The sequence below is a fragment of the Aminobacter sp. HY435 genome, from assembly GCF_027568395.1.
Lineage (GTDB): Bacteria > Pseudomonadota > Alphaproteobacteria > Rhizobiales > Rhizobiaceae > Aminobacter.
Genome location: NZ_JANKZL010000008.1, coordinates 158274 through 173565, shown reverse-complemented (window position 1 = coordinate 173565; position 15292 = coordinate 158274). Strand labels below are relative to the sequence as shown.

Here is a 15292-nt window from a genome sequence, read left to right as displayed (position 1 = left end):
GTCAGCCCCACCCCTCGAAGAACTTCTCGCCGGCACGTGCCCGGACCTCTTCGCCCGCTTTGCGGCCGATCGCCGCCGCGTCGGCTGCAGCACCTTCCGACTTGGCATCATACGACAATGTGCCGTCGGGCGTCAGGATCAAGCCTGAAAACGAAAGCCTGTCGCCATCGATTTCGGCATAACCGGCAATCGGCGTACGGCAAGAGCCGTCCAGCGCCGCGAGAAATGCCCGCTCGCAGGCCAGCGCCTGGCCTGTCGGCCTGTGATCGATTGCCGCAAGCATGTCGGCCACCGCTTTGTCGCCGATGCGGCTTTCGATGCAGATCGCGCCCTGTCCAGGCGCCGGCGGAAACACATCCAGCGCCATCAGGTCGGTGATGATCTCGGCGAGCCCGAGCCGGCGCAGACCGGCGTTGGCGAGGATGGTGCCCTCGGCCACGCCCTCGTCGAGCTTGCGCAGGCGCGTCTGCACGTTGCCACGGAACATCACCACCTCGAGATCGGGGCGCATGCGGCGGATCAGCGCCTGCCGCCGCAGCGACGACGAACCGACGACAGCGCCCTCCGGCAGGCCCATGATGGTCGGCGCCGAGCGGCCGATGAAGGCATCACGCGGGTCTTCGCGTGGCAAGAACGCCGACAGTTCGAGCCCCTCGGGCAGCTGCGTCGGCATGTCCTTCGACGAGTGCACGGCGATGTCGATCTCGCCGGCATACATCGCCTCTTCCAGTTCCTTGGTGAACAGCCCCTTGCCGCCGGCCAGCGACAGCGGCCGGTCCTGGATGCGGTCGCCGCTGGTCGAAATCGCCACGATCTCGAACGCTTCTTCCGGCAATCCGTGCGCCGTCATCAGGCGCGCACGCGTCTCATGCGCTTGCGCAAGGGCGAGCAGGCTGCCGCGGGTTCCGATTCTCAAGGCTTTGGTTTGCATAGCGCCTGGTCCGTGATAACCCCGCGCTGGCGGGGCGGTCCCGTACCTCCTATCTAGGAAATTACCACCGGGCAATCATGCAGGGTAGCGACCAATTGATCCGCGTTCTGGGAATTGAGACGAGCTGCGACGAAACCGCAGCCAGCGTCGTGGCACTCCAGGAGGGCCGCGAACCGCTTATCCTGTCGAGTGCGGTGTTCAGCCAGATCGAGGAACATGCCGCCTTTGGCGGCGTCGTTCCGGAGATCGCCGCGCGCGCCCATGTCGAGGCGCTCGACGGCATTGTCGAGGCGGCCCTGGAAGATTCGGGCCTGTCGCTCGACGACATCGACGCTGTCGCCGCCACCGCCGGTCCCGGCCTCGTCGGCGGGCTGATCGTCGGCCTGATGACGGCCAAGGCGATCGCGGCCTCGGTAGGCAAGCCGCTGATCGCCATCAACCATCTCGAAGGCCACGCGCTGACCGCTCGGCTGACCGACGGGCTCGATTTTCCCTATCTCTTGCTGCTCGTTTCCGGCGGCCACACCCAGATCGTCCTGGTCAAGGGCGTCGGCGACTACCAGCGCTGGGCGACGACCATCGACGACGCGCTCGGCGAAGCCTTCGACAAGACCGCCAAGATGCTGGCCCTGCCCTATCCCGGCGGACCGAACGTCGAGACGGCGGCCCAGTCGGGCGATGCCACGCGCTTCGTCTTCCCGCGTCCGATGAAGGGCTCGGCCCAGCCCGATTTCTCCTTCTCCGGCCTCAAGACGGCGGTGCGCCAGGCGGCAACGGCAGTGGCGCCATTGAGCGATCAGGACGTCGCCGACATCTGCGCCTCGTTCCAGGCGGCCGTCGCCGACGCACTTGGCGACCGCGTCAAGCGCGCGCTGGCCCGCTTCCGCCAGGAGTTTCCCGACTGCGCCACGCCTGCGCTGGTCGTCGCCGGTGGCGTCGCCGCCAACAAGCAGATCCGCGCCCTCCTGGAAAGGCTCTGCGCCGACAACGGCTTCGGCTTTGTCGCGCCGCCGATGGCACTGTGCACCGACAATGCCGCGATGATCGCCTGGGCCGGTATCGAGCGGCTGCGCGCCGATCTCGTCGAGCCCGACGCATTCGATTTCGTGCCGCGCTCGCGCTGGCCGCTCGACAGCGTGTCGGCGCCGGTGGTGGGTTCCGGCAGGCGGGGAGCCAAGGCATGAGCGCATACAAGGTCACGGTTCTCGGCGGCGGCGCCTGGGGCACGGCGCTTGCGCTTGCCATGCTGCGCGCCGGCCATGCCGTCACGCTGTGGGCCCGCGACAGCGAAAGCGTCGCGGCGATCCGTTCTGGAACCAACCCGCGCTATCTCGCCGGCATCAGCTTCGAAACCGGCATCGCCGCCACCACCGACCTTGCCCAGGCACTTGCCGGCACCGATTGCGTGCTGGTCGTCACCCCGGCGCAGGCGCTGCGCGCGGTACTGACCGAGGTCAAACCGCACCTCGCCGCGCATGTGCCGCTGGTGCTCTGCGCCAAGGGCATCGAGCGCGACACCGGTAGGCTGCTGTCCGATATCTCCGGCGAGATCCTGCCCGGCAATCCGGTCGCCGCGCTGTCCGGCCCGAGCTTCGCCACCGACGTCTCGCGCGGCCTGCCCACCGCCGTCGTCGTCGCCGCCAAGGACGAAGTGGTCGCTTCGGCCCTCGCCTTGCGCTTCTCGGCTGCCAACCTGCGCTGCTATTCCAGCGACGACCTGATCGGCGTCGAGATCGGCGGCGCGCTGAAGAACGTTTTCGCCATCGCCGCCGGAGCGGTCACCGGCGCTGGTCTGGGTGCGTCCGCGCAGGCAGCGCTCGTCACCCGCGGCTTCGTCGAGTTGCGCCGCATCGGCGCTGCCTTCGGCGCCCGCCCGGAAACCCTGATGGGCCTGTCCGGCCTCGGCGACCTGATGCTGACCTGCTCGTCGGTGCAATCGCGCAACTTCGCCTATGGCGTGGCGCTCGGCAAAGGCGAGGAACTGTCAGGCCGGCCGCTCGCCGAAGGCGTCGCGACCGCCTACATCGCAGCACGACTGACCCGCGAGCGCGGCATCGACGCCCCCATCGTCGCCGCGGTCGCGGCCCTGCTCGACAAGGCCATCACCATCAACGAGGCGGTCGCGGGACTGATGACCCGGCCACTGCGCGCCGAAGCCGACTGACATCGACTAGGAGGACAACATGCTTTTCGCACTGATCTGCAAGGACAAGCCGGGCCATCTCCAGGTGCGCCTCGACACCCGCCCCGACCACGTCGCCTTCCTCAACGAGCTGAACGCCAGGGGCGCGCTGAAATTCGCCGGCCCCTTTCTCGATGCCGACGGCAAGCCTGACGGCACGCTGGCGGTCATCGAAGCCGCCGATGCCGCTGCGGCCCAGGCGCTCGCCGCCACCGATCCCTACGCCAAGGCCGGCCTGTTCGAGAGCGTCGTCATCCGGCCGTGGAACTGGGTGTTCAACAATCCGGCCAACGCCTGAACTGCACCTAGAGGGGACGACATGAGCGAGAAGAAATACTGGCTGTTCAAATCCGAGCCGTTCAAGTTCTCCTTCGAGATGCTGAAGGCCAAGGGCAAGGACGGCACGCAGTGGGATGGCGTGCGCAACTACCTCGCCCGCAACAACATGCGCGCCATGCAGATCGGCGATCTTGGCTTCTTCTACCACTCCAACGAGGGACTGGAGGTCGTCGGCATCGCCGAGGTCTGCGCGCTCGCCCACCACGACAGCACAACCGAGGATCCGCGTTGGGAGTGCGTCGACATCCGCTATCACAGCGAGATTCCCAGGCCCGTCACACTTGCCGACGTCAAGGCCAACCCGGCGCTCGAAAAGATGGCGCTGGTCACCTCGATGCGCCTGTCGGTCCAGCCGGTAACCCCTGACGAATGGCAGGAGGTCTGCCGCATGGCCGGTCTCGACAAGGCGCCCTGAAGACACCGTGAAGACGCTATCGCCAGAGACGGCCGCCGGCTTCATCCGCGCCAACACGGCGCTGATGCGACCGCCGCATGTGCCCGAGGTCGCACTCTACCTGGCCGACGAGGCGCACGACCTGTGGCACCGCACCGAGGAACAGCTGGCCGAGATCGGGCTGCCGCCGCCGTTCTGGGCCTTTGCCTGGGCCGGCGGACAGGGTCTGGCGCGCTACGTGCTCGACCACCCCGATGCTGTCGCTGGCAAGCGCGTGCTTGATTTCGCCTCGGGTTCCGGCCTGGTCGCGGTCGCCGCCATGCAGGCGGGCGCTGCTGCCGTCGTCGGCGCCGACATCGACCCGTTCTGCGAGGCGGCGATCCGGCTCAACGCCGAAGCCAACGAGGTGCCGGTCGCTTTCACCGGCGTCGATCTCGTCGGTCTCGACCACGGCTGGGACGTCGTGCTCGCCGGCGACGTGTTCTACGAAAAACCCTTCGCCGACAGGCTCGTGCCGTGGTTCGACGCTTTGCGCCGGCGCGGCGCCGACGTCCTCGTCGGCGATCCCGGCCGCTCCTATTTGCCCAGGGCGCGCCTGGAGAAGCTCGCCACCTACCAAGTGCCGGTCACCCGCGCGCTCGAGGACGCCGAGGTCAAGCGCACCACGGTCTGGCGCTTCGCCTGAGCGATCAGGTCAATGTCTGGCCTGCTTCCTCGACGATCCACGCCCTGAACGCCTCGATGCGCGGATCGCCCTCCGAGCTCTTCGGATAGACGAGGAAATAGGCGAACTCGCGCGCCACCCGGATGCCGAGGTCGAACGGCCGCACCAGCCGCCCTTCCGACAGGTCGTTGGCGACCATGGCGAAATCGGCCAGCGCCACCACGCTGCCGTCGATCGCCGCCTGCACCGCGTCGGAGGAGTTGCTGAACACGATCGAGCGGCTGTCGTCGAAATCGTCGACCCCGGCGGCTGCCATCCACATCCGCCAGTTCGGCCAGGTCACGCCCTGCTGCGACCATTCGATATGCACCAGCGTATGATTGAACAGGTCGCGCGGCACGTTCAGCGGCGGGCCGGATTGCAGCAACTTCGGGCTGCACACTGGAATGATGATGTTGTCGAACAGGCGCTCCGCGTGCAGCCCCGGATATTTGCCGGTGCCGAAACGGATGCCGACATCGACGTCGTCCAGGTCGAAGTCGCGCACGTCATAGCTGATGTCGAACCTGAGCTCGATGTCGGGGTGCAGTTTGCGGAAACCGTCGACGCGCCGCATCAGCCATTTGGCGGCAAACTGCGCATCGAGCGTCACCTTGAGGAGGGCTGTCCCACGCGTCAGCTTGCGAGCCTTGGAGACGGCCCTGTTGAGCACGTCGATGGCGTCAGCGGAGGCATCGCAAAGCGCCGCTCCCGCCTCGGTCAAGCGGATGCTGCGGCTGGTGCGGATGAACAGCACCACGCCGAGCTGATCTTCGATTTCCTTGATCTGGTGGCTGACTGCCGCCGGAGTCAGGCCGAGTTCGTCGGCGGCGCGCGTGAAGTTGAGATGGCGGCCAGCGGCCACCAATGTCCTCAGCGCACGTGTCCCAGGCATCGAACGCATCGCGGGATCTTCAAACCGGATTTGATGATCGAGAAAGAACTGTTCGTTTCTCTTTTGTCTTGCAACGACCCATCATGAGACCAGTTGAAACAATGTCAAACCGGATTTGATGTCCGGGCGAACGGAACAGACCATGTCCACCGATGTCTTCAAGGCTCTCTATGTCCAGCCGAACCGGCTGCAGCCGATCATGGAATGGTTCAGGCAGATGCACGCTGCTCTCCACGTCCCCGCGGCGGACGGCTGCGATCTGAGCGCGCGCTATCGCCGCGACACAGGCATTGACTGCAAGGATGTCAGCCGCGCCGTCGACGCCGAGCTTGGCCGCCTTGGTCTCCTCGACATCGGCTGGCAGCAGCCACGCCGGCAAAGCCGCCGTTGACCCCATCTCCCAAGCTCACTCTGGGAGCACGCTCGACCCGAAGATCACGTCTCCCGATCTTCGGGTCGCTTTTCTTCAGCGAACCACCTTCATGACCGTCCGGCTCGACAGCAGCGGCAGCAGCCGGGCCATGACCTTCGCGGTCACCGCGACGCAGCCCTGCGTCGGCGTGAAACCCGGTCGCGCCAGGTGGAAGAAGATCGCGCTGCCACGTCCGCGCCGGCGCGGACGGATGTTCCAGTCGAGCACGATGCAGGCATCATAGAGGCGGTCCTCCCGCTTCATCCGCTCATGACTGGCGCCATAGGGTATCTTCACCGGCCTGTTGTAGTTGCGGTCGTCCGGCACCTCGCACCAGCCGAGGTCGCCGCCGATCGCGGCCATCGCGAGATCCGTGCCGCCCGGCGTAAAGCGGTCGCGGCGAAAGTATCCCGACAACAGGCGCATCGCCCCGAGCGGCGTACCGCCGTCACCCTCGCGCTTGTTCGAGGTGATCCCGCCGCGCCCGAGCGCGCAGGGAAACACCGTGCCTCCGACCTGGAGCAGGCCCTTCGTCCGGTCGCCTGGTTTCGTCCTGACCACGATGGTTGAAATACCCGTCCGCAAAAAATCACTCGCCCCAATTACGCCTTTGATTTTTCTTGTATGATCGCATTGCGGAACAAATCACCACCGCCGCAAGTTGTGGCGATCAGGTTCCGCATAAGATTGCCGCGGTCAACAGAATACTGACTTCAAACAACGGATTGATCCATGACCTCACGCACCATCCTCATCGTCGATGATGACGACGATCTGCGCAGCACTCTGGTCGAGCAGCTGGCGCTCTACGAGGAGTTCGAAGTCCTTGAGGAAGCGACGGCCGCCAAGGGCGTCAATGTTGCGCGCGGCGGCCTTGTCGACCTGCTCATCATGGATGTCGGCCTGCCCGACATGGATGGCCGCGAGGCGGTCAAGATCCTGCGCAAGGGCGGCTACAAGGCCCCCATCATCATGCTGACCGGCCACGACACCGATTCGGACACCATCCTGGGTCTCGAGGCCGGGGCCAACGACTACGTCACCAAGCCGTTCCGCTTCGCCGTCCTGCTCGCCCGCATCCGCGCCCAGTTGCGCCAGCACGAGCAGAGCGAGGATGCCACCTTCTCGGTCGGCCCCTACACCTTCAAGCCGAGCCAGAAACTTCTCATCGACGCCCGCGGCGGCAAGGTCAGGCTTACCGAAAAGGAAGCCTCGATCATCAAATATCTCTATCGCGCCGACCAGAAGGTGGTTACCCGCGACGTGCTTCTCGAAGAGGTATGGGGTTACAATTCGGGTGTGACGACCCATACGCTCGAAACCCACGTCTACCGGCTACGCCAGAAGATCGAGCGCGATCCTTCCAATGCCGAAATTCTTGTGACAGAAAGCGGCGGCTACAAACTGGTCCCCTGACCGAATTTCGCATCGACCTGAAATCATGTTCGATTTTCGGTAAGGGAGATGTGTAAAATTAAACTGTTATGGTGTCCCTTGCACGTGCAAGAAGATACAGGCGGCGCTCCGCGGCGGGATGGAGCAGCCGGCAAACGACAGCAATGGGGAGCGGTCTGAGAAGTCGGGGACATCATGGCGCTGGATGACGACATCCGCATCCTGTCCGGCGTGAGGCTTTTCGAGGGCTTCAGCCAGGAACAGCTGCGTTTGCTGGCGTTTGGCGCCGAGAACGTGCACCTGCCTGCCGACCGCAAGCTCTACCGCGAGGATGACGAGGCCGATTCGGCCTACGTCGTCATCTCGGGCCGCATCGCCCTCTATCGCGAAGGCGACGGCGAGCGGATCGAGATGGGATCTGCCGGCCCCGGCTCCATGCTCGGCGAACTGGCGCTCATCGCCGACACCAGGCGGCTGACCAGTGCTGCGGCCGAGGTCGATTCGGAAATCATCCGGCTCAACCGAAAAATGTTCCATCGCATCCTCGAGGAATATCCCGAGGCCGCCGAGCGGCTGCATGCGCATATCCTCGAAGACCTCCAGGACATGATCGCGCGGATCGAGAGCATGGCGCCGAGATTCGGGAAGTAGCTTCGCGCGGCGCTCGAAAACGCGGTCCGGTGAGACAGCTGGTGCGGCTTTCGAGAACCGGAGCGGAGCGGACATTCAGGTCCGTGAGCACCGGAAGCGCAGAAAGCTGCGGCAGATGTCCGCCGGGGCGGGTTTTCTCAGTCCAGATCAAACCGCGCAATGACAGGCACATGATCCGACGGTCGTTCCCAGCCGCGCGCCGCGCTGAGGATGTCGATGCCGGCAAGCTGCGGCGCCAGGTTGGCCGAGGACCAGACGTGGTCGAGCCTGCGACCACGGTTGGAGATCTCCCAGTCCTTCGCCCGGTAGCTCCACCACGTGTAGATTTTCTGGTCGTCCGGTACGTTGAGCCGCATCAGGTCGACCCATCCGCCGGCCTTGCGCATGGCTTCGAAATTTTCGGTCTCGACGGGCGTGTGGCTGACGACGTTCAGCAGTTGCTTGTGCGACCAGACATCGTGCTCGAGCGGCGCGATGTTGAGGTCGCCGACCAGCACCGAAGCGGATGCCCCGTCATTCAGGGCGCGGATTTCGTTCATCTCGGCGACGAAATCGAGCTTGTGGCGGAATTTCGGATTGATCTCGACGTCGGGCTCGTCACCCCCCGCCGGCACATAGAAATTATGCAGCACGACCTTCTTGCCGCCGGCATCGAAGCGCACCGAAAGGTGACGGCTGTCGTCGATCTCGCAGAAGCGGCGCTTCTCCACGATCTCGAGCGGCCGCCGGGCGACGGTGGCGACGCCGTGGTAGCCCTTCTGGCCATGGATGGCGATGTGTTCGTAGCCGAGCTTGCGAAACGCCGCCGACGGGAACTGGTCGTCCGGGCACTTGGTTTCCTGCAGGCACAGGACGTCGGGCGCCTTTTCGAGCAACAGGCGCTCGACCAGCGGCATGCGCAGGCGCACGGAGTTGATGTTCCAGGTGGCGATCGAAAGCGGCATGATTGGCATCCGGCGGGGAGTTCGCGGCGGAACCTGCCAGCCGCGCGCCACAATGACAAGCCGCGGCAGGCCGGGCGACGCTCCACGCGCCGCTTTCCACAGCTAACGACTGGAATGCGTCAGTCGTTCTTCTTCTTGTTGTTCAGTTCGCGGTTGAGCTTGTAGTCGATCTTGAAGGTGTCGGCGGCGAACGAGCCGCCCTGCTTGACGTTGAACACCATGACCGTGGTGTCCTTGCCCTGCGCGTCGGTGATCGTCCACTGGCGCAGCTCATAGGTCTTGGGATCGAACATCATGGTGATGGTCGAATTGCCGAACACCTGCTTGTCGGAAAGCTTGATGGTCGTCAGGTCGTCCTCTTCGGTGACACTCTTGACCTTGTTGCCGGAGAGATCGATGCGCTCGTCGAGCAAAAGCTTCAGCGGCGTCTTGGACAGCGGGTAGAGGTCGGAAGTCCGCATCTTCGAATTGAGGATCACCACCGACTTGCCGTCGGAGATGACCTTGAAATTCGACGGCGCTTCATAGTTGAAGCGGATCTTGCCCGGGCGTTCGAGGAAGAACTTGCCGCCGGTCTGCTCGCCGCGCGGACCGAACTGCACGAATTCGCCCGACATCGAACGAACGCTGGAGAAATGGTCTGCGATACGCTGCGCAGCGTCGGTCGCCTGGGCTTGCGCCGGGGAATTGAATGCAACCAGCGGCGTGGCCGTCAGCGCCATCGCTGCCGCGAGGCCGAGCAGGCGCCGGCGTGTCGGGGTGCGAAAATCGTCGTTCATGCCGTTACTCTCTCATTCCAGTTGGACGGTTCTATCGGCAGTTAGTAGGGCTGAAGTTTGACATGGTTCACGCAGCACCCACCGAACGCGAAAACGTGATCGCCGGTTCCTGGAATTCTACATCTTGTCGTCTTCGGTTGGCACCAGAATTTCGCGCTTGCCGGCATGGTTGGCCGGGCCGACGATACCTTCCTGCTCCATCCGCTCGATGATCGAGGCAGCACGGTTGTAGCCGATGCCGAGACGGCGCTGGATGTAGCTGGTCGACGCCTTGCCGTCGCGCAGCACCACAGCCACGGCCTGATCGTACGGATCGTCCGAATCCTCGAAATTGCCGCCGCCGCCGGAACCGCCGCCCTTGCCCGAGGGTTCGTCATCATCCTCGCCATCGTCTTCGGTGATGGCGTCGAGATACTCCGGCACGCCTTGCAGCTTGAGGTGGGCCACGACCTTTTCGACCTCGTCGTCGGAGACGAACGGGCCATGGACGCGCTGGATGCGGCCGCCGCCTGCCATGTAGAGCATGTCGCCCATGCCGAGCAGCTGTTCAGCGCCCTGTTCGCCCAGGATGGTGCGGCTGTCGATCTTCGACGTCACCTGGAACGAGATGCGGGTCGGGAAATTGGCCTTGATGGTGCCGGTGATGACGTCGACCGACGGACGCTGCGTTGCCATGATGACGTGGATGCCGGCGGCGCGGGCCATCTGCGCAAGACGCTGGACCGCGCCCTCGATGTCCTTGCCTGCGACCATCATCAGGTCGGCCATCTCGTCGATGATGACGACGATGTAGGGCATCGGCTCGAGATCGAGATCCTCGGTCTCGTAGATCGCCTCGCCGGTCTGGCGATCGAAGCCGGTCTGCACCGTGCGCGAGATCTTCTCGCCCTTCTTGTCGGCCGCGGCCACGCGGGCATTGAAGCCGTCGATATTGCGCACGCCGACCTTGGACATCTTGCGGTAGCGGTCCTCCATCTCCCGCACCGTCCATTTCAGCGCCACAACGGCCTTCTTCGGATCGGTGACGACAGGTGTCAGAAGATGCGGGATGCCGTCATAGACCGACAGTTCCAGCATCTTCGGATCGATCATGATCAGGCGGCATTCCTGCGGCGTCATGCGGTAGAGCAAGGACAGGATCATGGTGTTGATCGCCACCGACTTGCCCGAGCCGGTGGTGCCGGCAACCAGCACGTGCGGCATCTTGGCGATGTCGACGATGACCGCTTCGCCGTTGATCGACTTGCCCAGCGCCAGCGCCAGCTTCGCCTTGGTGGTCTCGAAATCGCGGCTCGCCATGATCTCGCGCAGATAGACGGTTTCGCGCTTGGCGTTGGGCAGCTCGATACCGATGGCGTTGCGGCCGGGAACAACCGCGACGCGCGCGGCGATCGCGCTCATCGAACGCGCAATGTCGTCGGCCAGGCCGATGACGCGGGACGACTTGATGCCCGGCGCAGGCTCGAGCTCATAGAGCGTAACCACGGGACCCGGGCGGACATGGATGATCTCGCCCTTGACGCCGAAGTCCTCGAGCACGCCCTCGAGCAGGCGCGCGTTCTGTTCCAGCGCATCCTTGGAAAGCGTCGGATCGCGGGCCACATTCTTGGCTTCGGACAGGAAATGCAGCGACGGCATCTCGAATGCTTCGGAACCGCCGATCAGCGTGGTCTGCGCCTCGCGCTGGACCCGTGCGCCGGGGGCTGGCCGTGGGGCCGGGGCCGCGACGCGCGCCGAGGCTGGCCCGGCCGAAGCGGGCGTGCGGAAATTCTGCACCTGGGCGCCAGACCCGTGGCGCGCTTCGCCTGCCATCGATGGCATATCGAAGTCGTCCTCGTCGCCGAAGACGTCCTGATCGTTCGGGTCGACCGACGCGGCGCGCTCCTGCGACACCATCTGGGCGAAAAACTCCGGCTCGACGCGGGCACGCCCGCCGGTCGTAACCCGCGCTTCCGCTAGCTCCGCCTTCTCGACCCGTTCGGCAGCCTGCCGCCAGGCGCTTTCGCGCCTGGCCGGCTCCATTCCGTAGCCCTCCTGCTCGCGGCGCCTGACCGCGCGGCGATGCAGATAGGCCTTGGCCGACAGCCACCAGTGGGTGATGGCGCCGAGCGCCAGAACCCCTTCGCTGTCTTCGTCGTCCTCGTCGTCGAAGCTGGCGAAATCCTGTTCGCGCATGTCGGGCTTGGGCTTGGCGTGAACGGCGGCGAAGCCGTTTTCACGGTTGAGCAGGCCAGCACCGTAGGCAAACAACCAGAGCGCGGGCGCAATCAAAAGCACGCCGATCACCGTTGCAACGAGACCGGTCGGATAGCCGCCAATGAAGATGCCCGGCACCTTCAGCACCATGTCGCCGAAAACGCCACCGAGACCGGTCGGCAACGGCCAGGTCGGCGGCGCGCCGACGCAACCGGCAATGGCCGCCGCAAGCAGCGCCGAGCCGAACCAGGCCAGCCCGCGTTTCGGCATGCGGTCGACGCCGCGCGCGGTGACGAACAGCACGCCCCAGATGACGGCGGGCATCAGGGCCGCGACAGATGCCAGGCCGAAGAACTGCATGGCGAGATCGGAAAACACCGCGCCGGGATAACCCATGGCGTTGGTGACCGTATTGTCAGTGGCATGGCTGAAGCTGGGATCGGCGACGTTCCAGGTTCCAAGGGCCGCCAGTCCGAAAGCCACGAACGCAAATAGGCCGAGCCCCGCGGCGCGGCCTGCCTGCCGTCGCGCGAAAGCCTGGATGCCGTGCCCCGTCTCGGTCAGCGCCAGCGGTGAGGAAACCCCAGAACGCATGCTTGTCCCCGTCCATAGATGCCAAGGCCCACGCGCGGACGCACAGCGGGCAGATTCGAGGACCAGACTATCGAGAGGAAGGTTAAGGGCGCATTAACCATGGCGACGTGAACCAAGATTGCCGCCACATTGCCACGAGGCGTTCCCGGGCTTGGGTTTTTGGCCCCACGCCCCAACTGCCGGAGGCCTGCATTCAGGCCACGGTTTTTCGCTCCGGGCCACAATCCGGACTTGCCGCAGCAAGCGCGCCGCCATACCTTATCATATTAGCCAGACCTAAAGCAGGAGGCACCGATGAAGCACCAGAGCATCGAGCAACTGCAGGCTTTCGCTGACATCCAGCCTGCCACAGCATACCTCCCCATGAACCGGACCCAACGCCTCGAACGCTGGGCCCAACTGCTGGAACGCGAGCCCGAGCGGCGGCTTGGCACGCTGTCCGGCACCGAGTATGCCTCGCGTGAGGCGCGTCATGCCTTGCGCGCCGGCGGCTCGCCGATAACGGTCGCCTTCGATGATCCGGTCTTCCGTTCGGCCGGACTTGCCGACGACAGCTACGGCGAGGCGAAGCGCTTTTTCGACCTGTCCGACCGGCAACTGCACAACATCGTCTGCTACTGCCATTTCGGCGAAACGGTGCGCAGTTCAAGCGCTGCCCGCCGCATCCGCACAGCGATCGGCCTGTGGCCGAGGCTTAAGGCATACTTCGCCTGAAACAGGTCCGGACATAAAAGGGGGCCCGGATTGCTCCGGGCCCCAAAAGCGTGGCCGCACAATTGCGGACACGACGGGATTGGGAGGATGCGGCGGCGAAATCTTCTTCGCCGCCGGCAATCACTAGCGCATCGGCCCGAAAATCGGACCCGATTTTCGGAAAGCACGATGCGCCAACTCAGTAAGTTAGAGCGTCCTTTGTGCGTCCGTTCGGACGCACGGCGCTCTAGCTGTGATAGGCGACTTCGCCGTGCGAGGTCAGGTCGAGGCCCTGGCGCTCGGCTTCGACGGTCGGGCGCAGGCCGACCAGCAGGTCAACCAGCTTGTAGAGCACCAGCGAGCCGATGCCGCACCAGATGACGGTCACCGAAACGGCGAGGAACTGCGTCCACACCTGGCCTCCGATCGACATCTCGCCGTAGCCGATGCCACCCAGCGCCTTGGCGTTGAAGATGCCTGTGCCGAGCGCGCCGACGATGCCGCCGACGCCGTGGATGCCGAACACATCGAGCGAGTCATCGTAGCCGAGCTTGATCTTCACCACCGCGACGAAGAAGTAGCAGACGACCGAAGCGATCGCGCCGAGGAAGATGGCACCGACCGGGCCGACGAAGCCGGCGGCCGGCGTCACGGCAACGAGACCCGCCACCATGCCGGAGGCGGCACCCAGCATCGATGCCTTGCCGCGGGCGACGACTTCGATCAGCACCCAGGCGAGGATCGCACCCGCGGTCGCGGTGAAGGTATTGATCATGGCGAGGGCAGCACCGCCATTGGCTTCGAGGTTTGAACCGGCGTTGAAGCCGAACCAGCCAACCCACAGGATCGAGGCGCCGACCATGGTCAGCGTCATCGAGTGCGGGGCCATGTTGTCCTTGCCGTAGCCGGTGCGCTTGCCGATCACCAGGGCGCCGACCAGGGCGGCGATGCCGGCATTGATGTGCACGACGGTGCCGCCGGCGAAATCGAGCGCGCCCCAGCCATAGATCAGCCCGTCCGAATCCCAGACCATGTGGGCGATCGGGAAGTAGACGAAGGTGACCCACAGCGTCACGAACAGCAGCACCGCCGAGAACTTGATGCGCTCGGCGAAGGCGCCGACGATCAGCGCCGGCGTGATGCAGGCAAAGGTCATCTGGAAGACGATGAAGACATATTCGGGAATGACCACGCCCTTGGTGAAGGTCGCCGCCATGCTGTCAGGCGTGACGCCCGCCAGGAACGCCTTGCCAAGGCCGCCCCAATAGGGGCTCGCAGCGTCGCCGAAGGCCATCGAATAGCCGTAGAAGGTCCAGATCACGATCACCAGCGCCACGATCATCGTGCACTGCATCAGCACCGACAGCATGTTCTTGGCCCGAACCAGCCCGCCGTAGAACAGCGCAAGGCCCGGCAGCGCCATGAACAGAACGAGCAGGGACGACGTCAGCATCCAGGCGACGTCGCCCTTGTTCATGACATCGGCGGGTGCGGCCGCTGCAGCCGGATCGGTCGCGGCGGGAATGGCTTCCTGGGCGAAAGCGGCCACGGTGCCAAGGGCACCGAGCGTCAGCGCGCCCAAAAGGGCCGTGCGCGCCGCCGTCTTCAATGAGGTAGGAACTTGCATTGAGGTCTCCATGACAATTGGTGGCCGCTCAGAGCGCGTCAGTGTCGGTTTCGCCGGTGCGAATGCGCACGGCCTGGTCGATGCCGAAGACGAAGATCTTGCCGTCGCCGATCTGGCCGGTCTTGGCGGCGGACGTGATCGCCTCGACGGCCTTGTCGACGAGGTCGGTTGAGACGGCGACTTCGATCTTGATCTTGGGAAGGAAGCTCACGGCATATTCCGCGCCGCGGTAGATTTCGGTGTGCCCCTTCTGGCGACCGTAGCCTTTGACCTCGGTAACGGTCAGGCCCTGGATGCCGACATTGGTGAGCGCTTCGCGCACCTCGTCGAGCTTGAACGGCTTGATGATTGCCATCACGATTTTCATCAGGTTTTCACCCCTTGCTGGTGCGGGTCCCCCGCGATTGCAGACATCGCCAGCGGACCCGAAAGCCACCGGTGAGTAACAAGGGTGATTCAAGGACCGTGCCAGTTGCCGCAGAGCCTATCTAACCATCTGAAATGAAACGGATAATGGCAAAACATGCACCTACCTATTCGCAGGTGCAGCAAATCAA

17 protein-coding genes are annotated in these 15292 nt (G+C 64.6%); 9 read left to right on the top strand and 8 right to left on the bottom strand.

Going from position 1 to position 15292, the window contains the following annotated elements:
* Position 1: 1 nt before the first annotated feature.
* Positions 2-931 carry a hydroxymethylbilane synthase gene (hemC, locus tag PCJ21_RS13595; RefSeq protein ID WP_269931947.1) on the bottom strand — a complete coding sequence of 310 codons (930 nt, stop codon included), beginning with the start codon at positions 929-931 and terminating at the stop codon, positions 2-4.
* A gap of 98 nt (positions 932-1029) precedes the next feature.
* Here hemC and tsaD point away from each other — a divergent pair, with 98 nt between their 5' ends.
* The 5 genes from tsaD to PCJ21_RS13570 all read left to right on the top strand — a co-directional run bounded on the left by tsaD (position 1030) and on the right by PCJ21_RS13570 (position 4531).
* Entirely contained in the window at positions 1030-2115 is a 1086-nt protein-coding gene (tsaD, locus tag PCJ21_RS13590; RefSeq protein WP_269932052.1) for a tRNA (adenosine(37)-N6)-threonylcarbamoyltransferase complex transferase subunit TsaD, read from the top strand.
* The gene (locus PCJ21_RS13585; protein WP_269931946.1) at positions 2112-3095 is read left to right on the top strand and encodes an NAD(P)H-dependent glycerol-3-phosphate dehydrogenase; all 984 of its coding nucleotides are present in this window, start codon (positions 2112-2114) and stop codon (positions 3093-3095) included. Before tsaD ends, PCJ21_RS13585 begins: the two co-directional genes overlap by 4 nt.
* A 19-nt stretch (positions 3096-3114) precedes the next feature.
* A complete protein-coding gene (locus PCJ21_RS13580) occupies positions 3115-3411 on the top strand; it encodes a YciI-like protein (RefSeq protein ID WP_269931945.1) in 297 nt (98 codons plus the stop codon).
* A 21-nt stretch (positions 3412-3432) separates the two neighbouring features.
* On the top strand, positions 3433-3867 hold the full coding sequence (locus PCJ21_RS13575) for an EVE domain-containing protein (protein WP_269931944.1): 435 nt from the start codon (positions 3433-3435) through the stop codon (positions 3865-3867).
* A gap of 64 nt (positions 3868-3931) precedes the next feature.
* The gene (locus PCJ21_RS13570) at positions 3932-4531 is read left to right on the top strand and encodes a class I SAM-dependent methyltransferase (protein WP_269932051.1); all 600 of its coding nucleotides are present in this window, start codon (positions 3932-3934) and stop codon (positions 4529-4531) included.
* 4 nt (positions 4532-4535) lie between these two features.
* On the opposite strand, the gene gcvA is transcribed toward PCJ21_RS13570, so the two are convergent.
* Positions 4536-5453, bottom strand: coding sequence for a transcriptional regulator GcvA (gcvA, locus tag PCJ21_RS13565; RefSeq protein WP_269931943.1), 918 nt, complete (start codon positions 5451-5453; stop codon positions 4536-4538).
* A gap of 133 nt (positions 5454-5586) precedes the next feature.
* Here gcvA and PCJ21_RS13560 point away from each other — a divergent pair, with 133 nt between their 5' ends.
* The gene (locus tag PCJ21_RS13560; protein WP_269931942.1) at positions 5587-5835 is read left to right on the top strand and encodes a hypothetical protein; all 249 of its coding nucleotides are present in this window, start codon (positions 5587-5589) and stop codon (positions 5833-5835) included.
* 75 nt (positions 5836-5910) lie between these two features.
* Here PCJ21_RS13560 and PCJ21_RS13555 read toward each other — a convergent pair whose 3' ends face one another.
* The gene (locus tag PCJ21_RS13555) at positions 5911-6420 is read right to left on the bottom strand and encodes a L,D-transpeptidase family protein (RefSeq protein WP_269932050.1); all 510 of its coding nucleotides are present in this window, start codon (positions 6418-6420) and stop codon (positions 5911-5913) included.
* Positions 6421-6588: 168 nt separating this feature from the next.
* Here PCJ21_RS13555 and PCJ21_RS13550 point away from each other — a divergent pair, with 168 nt between their 5' ends.
* Both PCJ21_RS13550 and PCJ21_RS13545 read left to right on the top strand, forming a co-directional pair.
* On the top strand, positions 6589-7272 hold the full coding sequence (locus PCJ21_RS13550) for a response regulator transcription factor (RefSeq protein WP_269931941.1): 684 nt from the start codon (positions 6589-6591) through the stop codon (positions 7270-7272).
* Between the two features lie 174 nt (positions 7273-7446).
* Positions 7447-7902, top strand: coding sequence for a cyclic nucleotide-binding domain-containing protein (locus tag PCJ21_RS13545; protein WP_269931940.1), 456 nt, complete (start codon positions 7447-7449; stop codon positions 7900-7902).
* A 137-nt stretch (positions 7903-8039) separates the two neighbouring features.
* Here the strand turns inward: PCJ21_RS13545 and PCJ21_RS13540 are convergent, their stop codons facing one another.
* From PCJ21_RS13540 to PCJ21_RS13530, 3 genes are all read right to left on the bottom strand, one after another.
* Positions 8040-8846 (bottom strand): exodeoxyribonuclease III, encoded by an 807-nt coding sequence (locus PCJ21_RS13540; protein ID WP_269931939.1) that lies wholly within the window; start codon positions 8844-8846, stop codon positions 8040-8042.
* 119 nt (positions 8847-8965) lie between these two features.
* Positions 8966-9625, bottom strand: a complete 660-nt coding sequence (locus PCJ21_RS13535) for an outer membrane lipoprotein carrier protein LolA (RefSeq protein WP_269931938.1) — start codon at positions 9623-9625, stop codon at positions 8966-8968.
* 117 nt (positions 9626-9742) lie between these two features.
* Positions 9743-12415 carry a DNA translocase FtsK gene (locus PCJ21_RS13530; RefSeq protein WP_269931937.1) on the bottom strand — a complete coding sequence of 891 codons (2673 nt, stop codon included), beginning with the start codon at positions 12413-12415 and terminating at the stop codon, positions 9743-9745.
* Positions 12416-12709: 294 nt separating this feature from the next.
* Here PCJ21_RS13530 and PCJ21_RS13525 point away from each other — a divergent pair, with 294 nt between their 5' ends.
* On the top strand, positions 12710-13129 hold the full coding sequence (locus PCJ21_RS13525; protein WP_269931936.1) for a hypothetical protein: 420 nt from the start codon (positions 12710-12712) through the stop codon (positions 13127-13129).
* A 226-nt stretch (positions 13130-13355) separates the two neighbouring features.
* On the opposite strand, the gene PCJ21_RS13520 is transcribed toward PCJ21_RS13525, so the two are convergent.
* On the bottom strand, positions 13356-14735 hold the full coding sequence (locus tag PCJ21_RS13520; protein WP_269931935.1) for an ammonium transporter: 1380 nt from the start codon (positions 14733-14735) through the stop codon (positions 13356-13358).
* 28 nt (positions 14736-14763) lie between these two features.
* A complete protein-coding gene (locus tag PCJ21_RS13515; RefSeq protein WP_269931934.1) occupies positions 14764-15102 on the bottom strand; it encodes a P-II family nitrogen regulator in 339 nt (112 codons plus the stop codon).
* Between the last annotated feature and the right edge of the window lie 190 nt (positions 15103-15292).

What these genes read in the sequence shown, in the direction of transcription:
- PCJ21_RS13580 (WP_269931945.1), top strand. Translation starts at nt 3,115, where the DNA reads ATGCTTTTCGCACTGATCTGCAAGGACAAGCCGGGCCATCTCCAGGTG.
- PCJ21_RS13520 (WP_269931935.1), bottom strand. Translation starts at nt 14,735, where the DNA reads ATGCAAGTTCCTACCTCATTGAAGACGGCGGCGCGCACGGCCCTTTTG.
- PCJ21_RS13525 (WP_269931936.1), top strand. Translation starts at nt 12,710, where the DNA reads ATGAAGCACCAGAGCATCGAGCAACTGCAGGCTTTCGCTGACATCCAG.
- PCJ21_RS13540 (WP_269931939.1), bottom strand. Translation starts at nt 8,846, where the DNA reads ATGCCGCTTTCGATCGCCACCTGGAACATCAACTCCGTGCGCCTGCGC.
- PCJ21_RS13530 (WP_269931937.1), bottom strand. Translation starts at nt 12,415, where the DNA reads ATGCGTTCTGGGGTTTCCTCACCGCTGGCGCTGACCGAGACGGGGCAC.
- PCJ21_RS13585 (WP_269931946.1), top strand. Translation starts at nt 2,112, where the DNA reads ATGAGCGCATACAAGGTCACGGTTCTCGGCGGCGGCGCCTGGGGCACG.
- PCJ21_RS13570 (WP_269932051.1), top strand. Translation starts at nt 3,932, where the DNA reads ATGCGACCGCCGCATGTGCCCGAGGTCGCACTCTACCTGGCCGACGAG.
- PCJ21_RS13545 (WP_269931940.1), top strand. Translation starts at nt 7,447, where the DNA reads ATGGCGCTGGATGACGACATCCGCATCCTGTCCGGCGTGAGGCTTTTC.
- PCJ21_RS13515 (WP_269931934.1), bottom strand. Translation starts at nt 15,102, where the DNA reads ATGAAAATCGTGATGGCAATCATCAAGCCGTTCAAGCTCGACGAGGTG.
- PCJ21_RS13575 (WP_269931944.1), top strand. Translation starts at nt 3,433, where the DNA reads ATGAGCGAGAAGAAATACTGGCTGTTCAAATCCGAGCCGTTCAAGTTC.
- PCJ21_RS13535 (WP_269931938.1), bottom strand. Translation starts at nt 9,625, where the DNA reads ATGAACGACGATTTTCGCACCCCGACACGCCGGCGCCTGCTCGGCCTC.
- PCJ21_RS13560 (WP_269931942.1), top strand. Translation starts at nt 5,587, where the DNA reads ATGTCCACCGATGTCTTCAAGGCTCTCTATGTCCAGCCGAACCGGCTG.
- hemC (WP_269931947.1), bottom strand. Translation starts at nt 931, where the DNA reads ATGCAAACCAAAGCCTTGAGAATCGGAACCCGCGGCAGCCTGCTCGCC.
- PCJ21_RS13550 (WP_269931941.1), top strand. Translation starts at nt 6,589, where the DNA reads ATGACCTCACGCACCATCCTCATCGTCGATGATGACGACGATCTGCGC.
- gcvA (WP_269931943.1), bottom strand. Translation starts at nt 5,453, where the DNA reads ATGCGTTCGATGCCTGGGACACGTGCGCTGAGGACATTGGTGGCCGCT.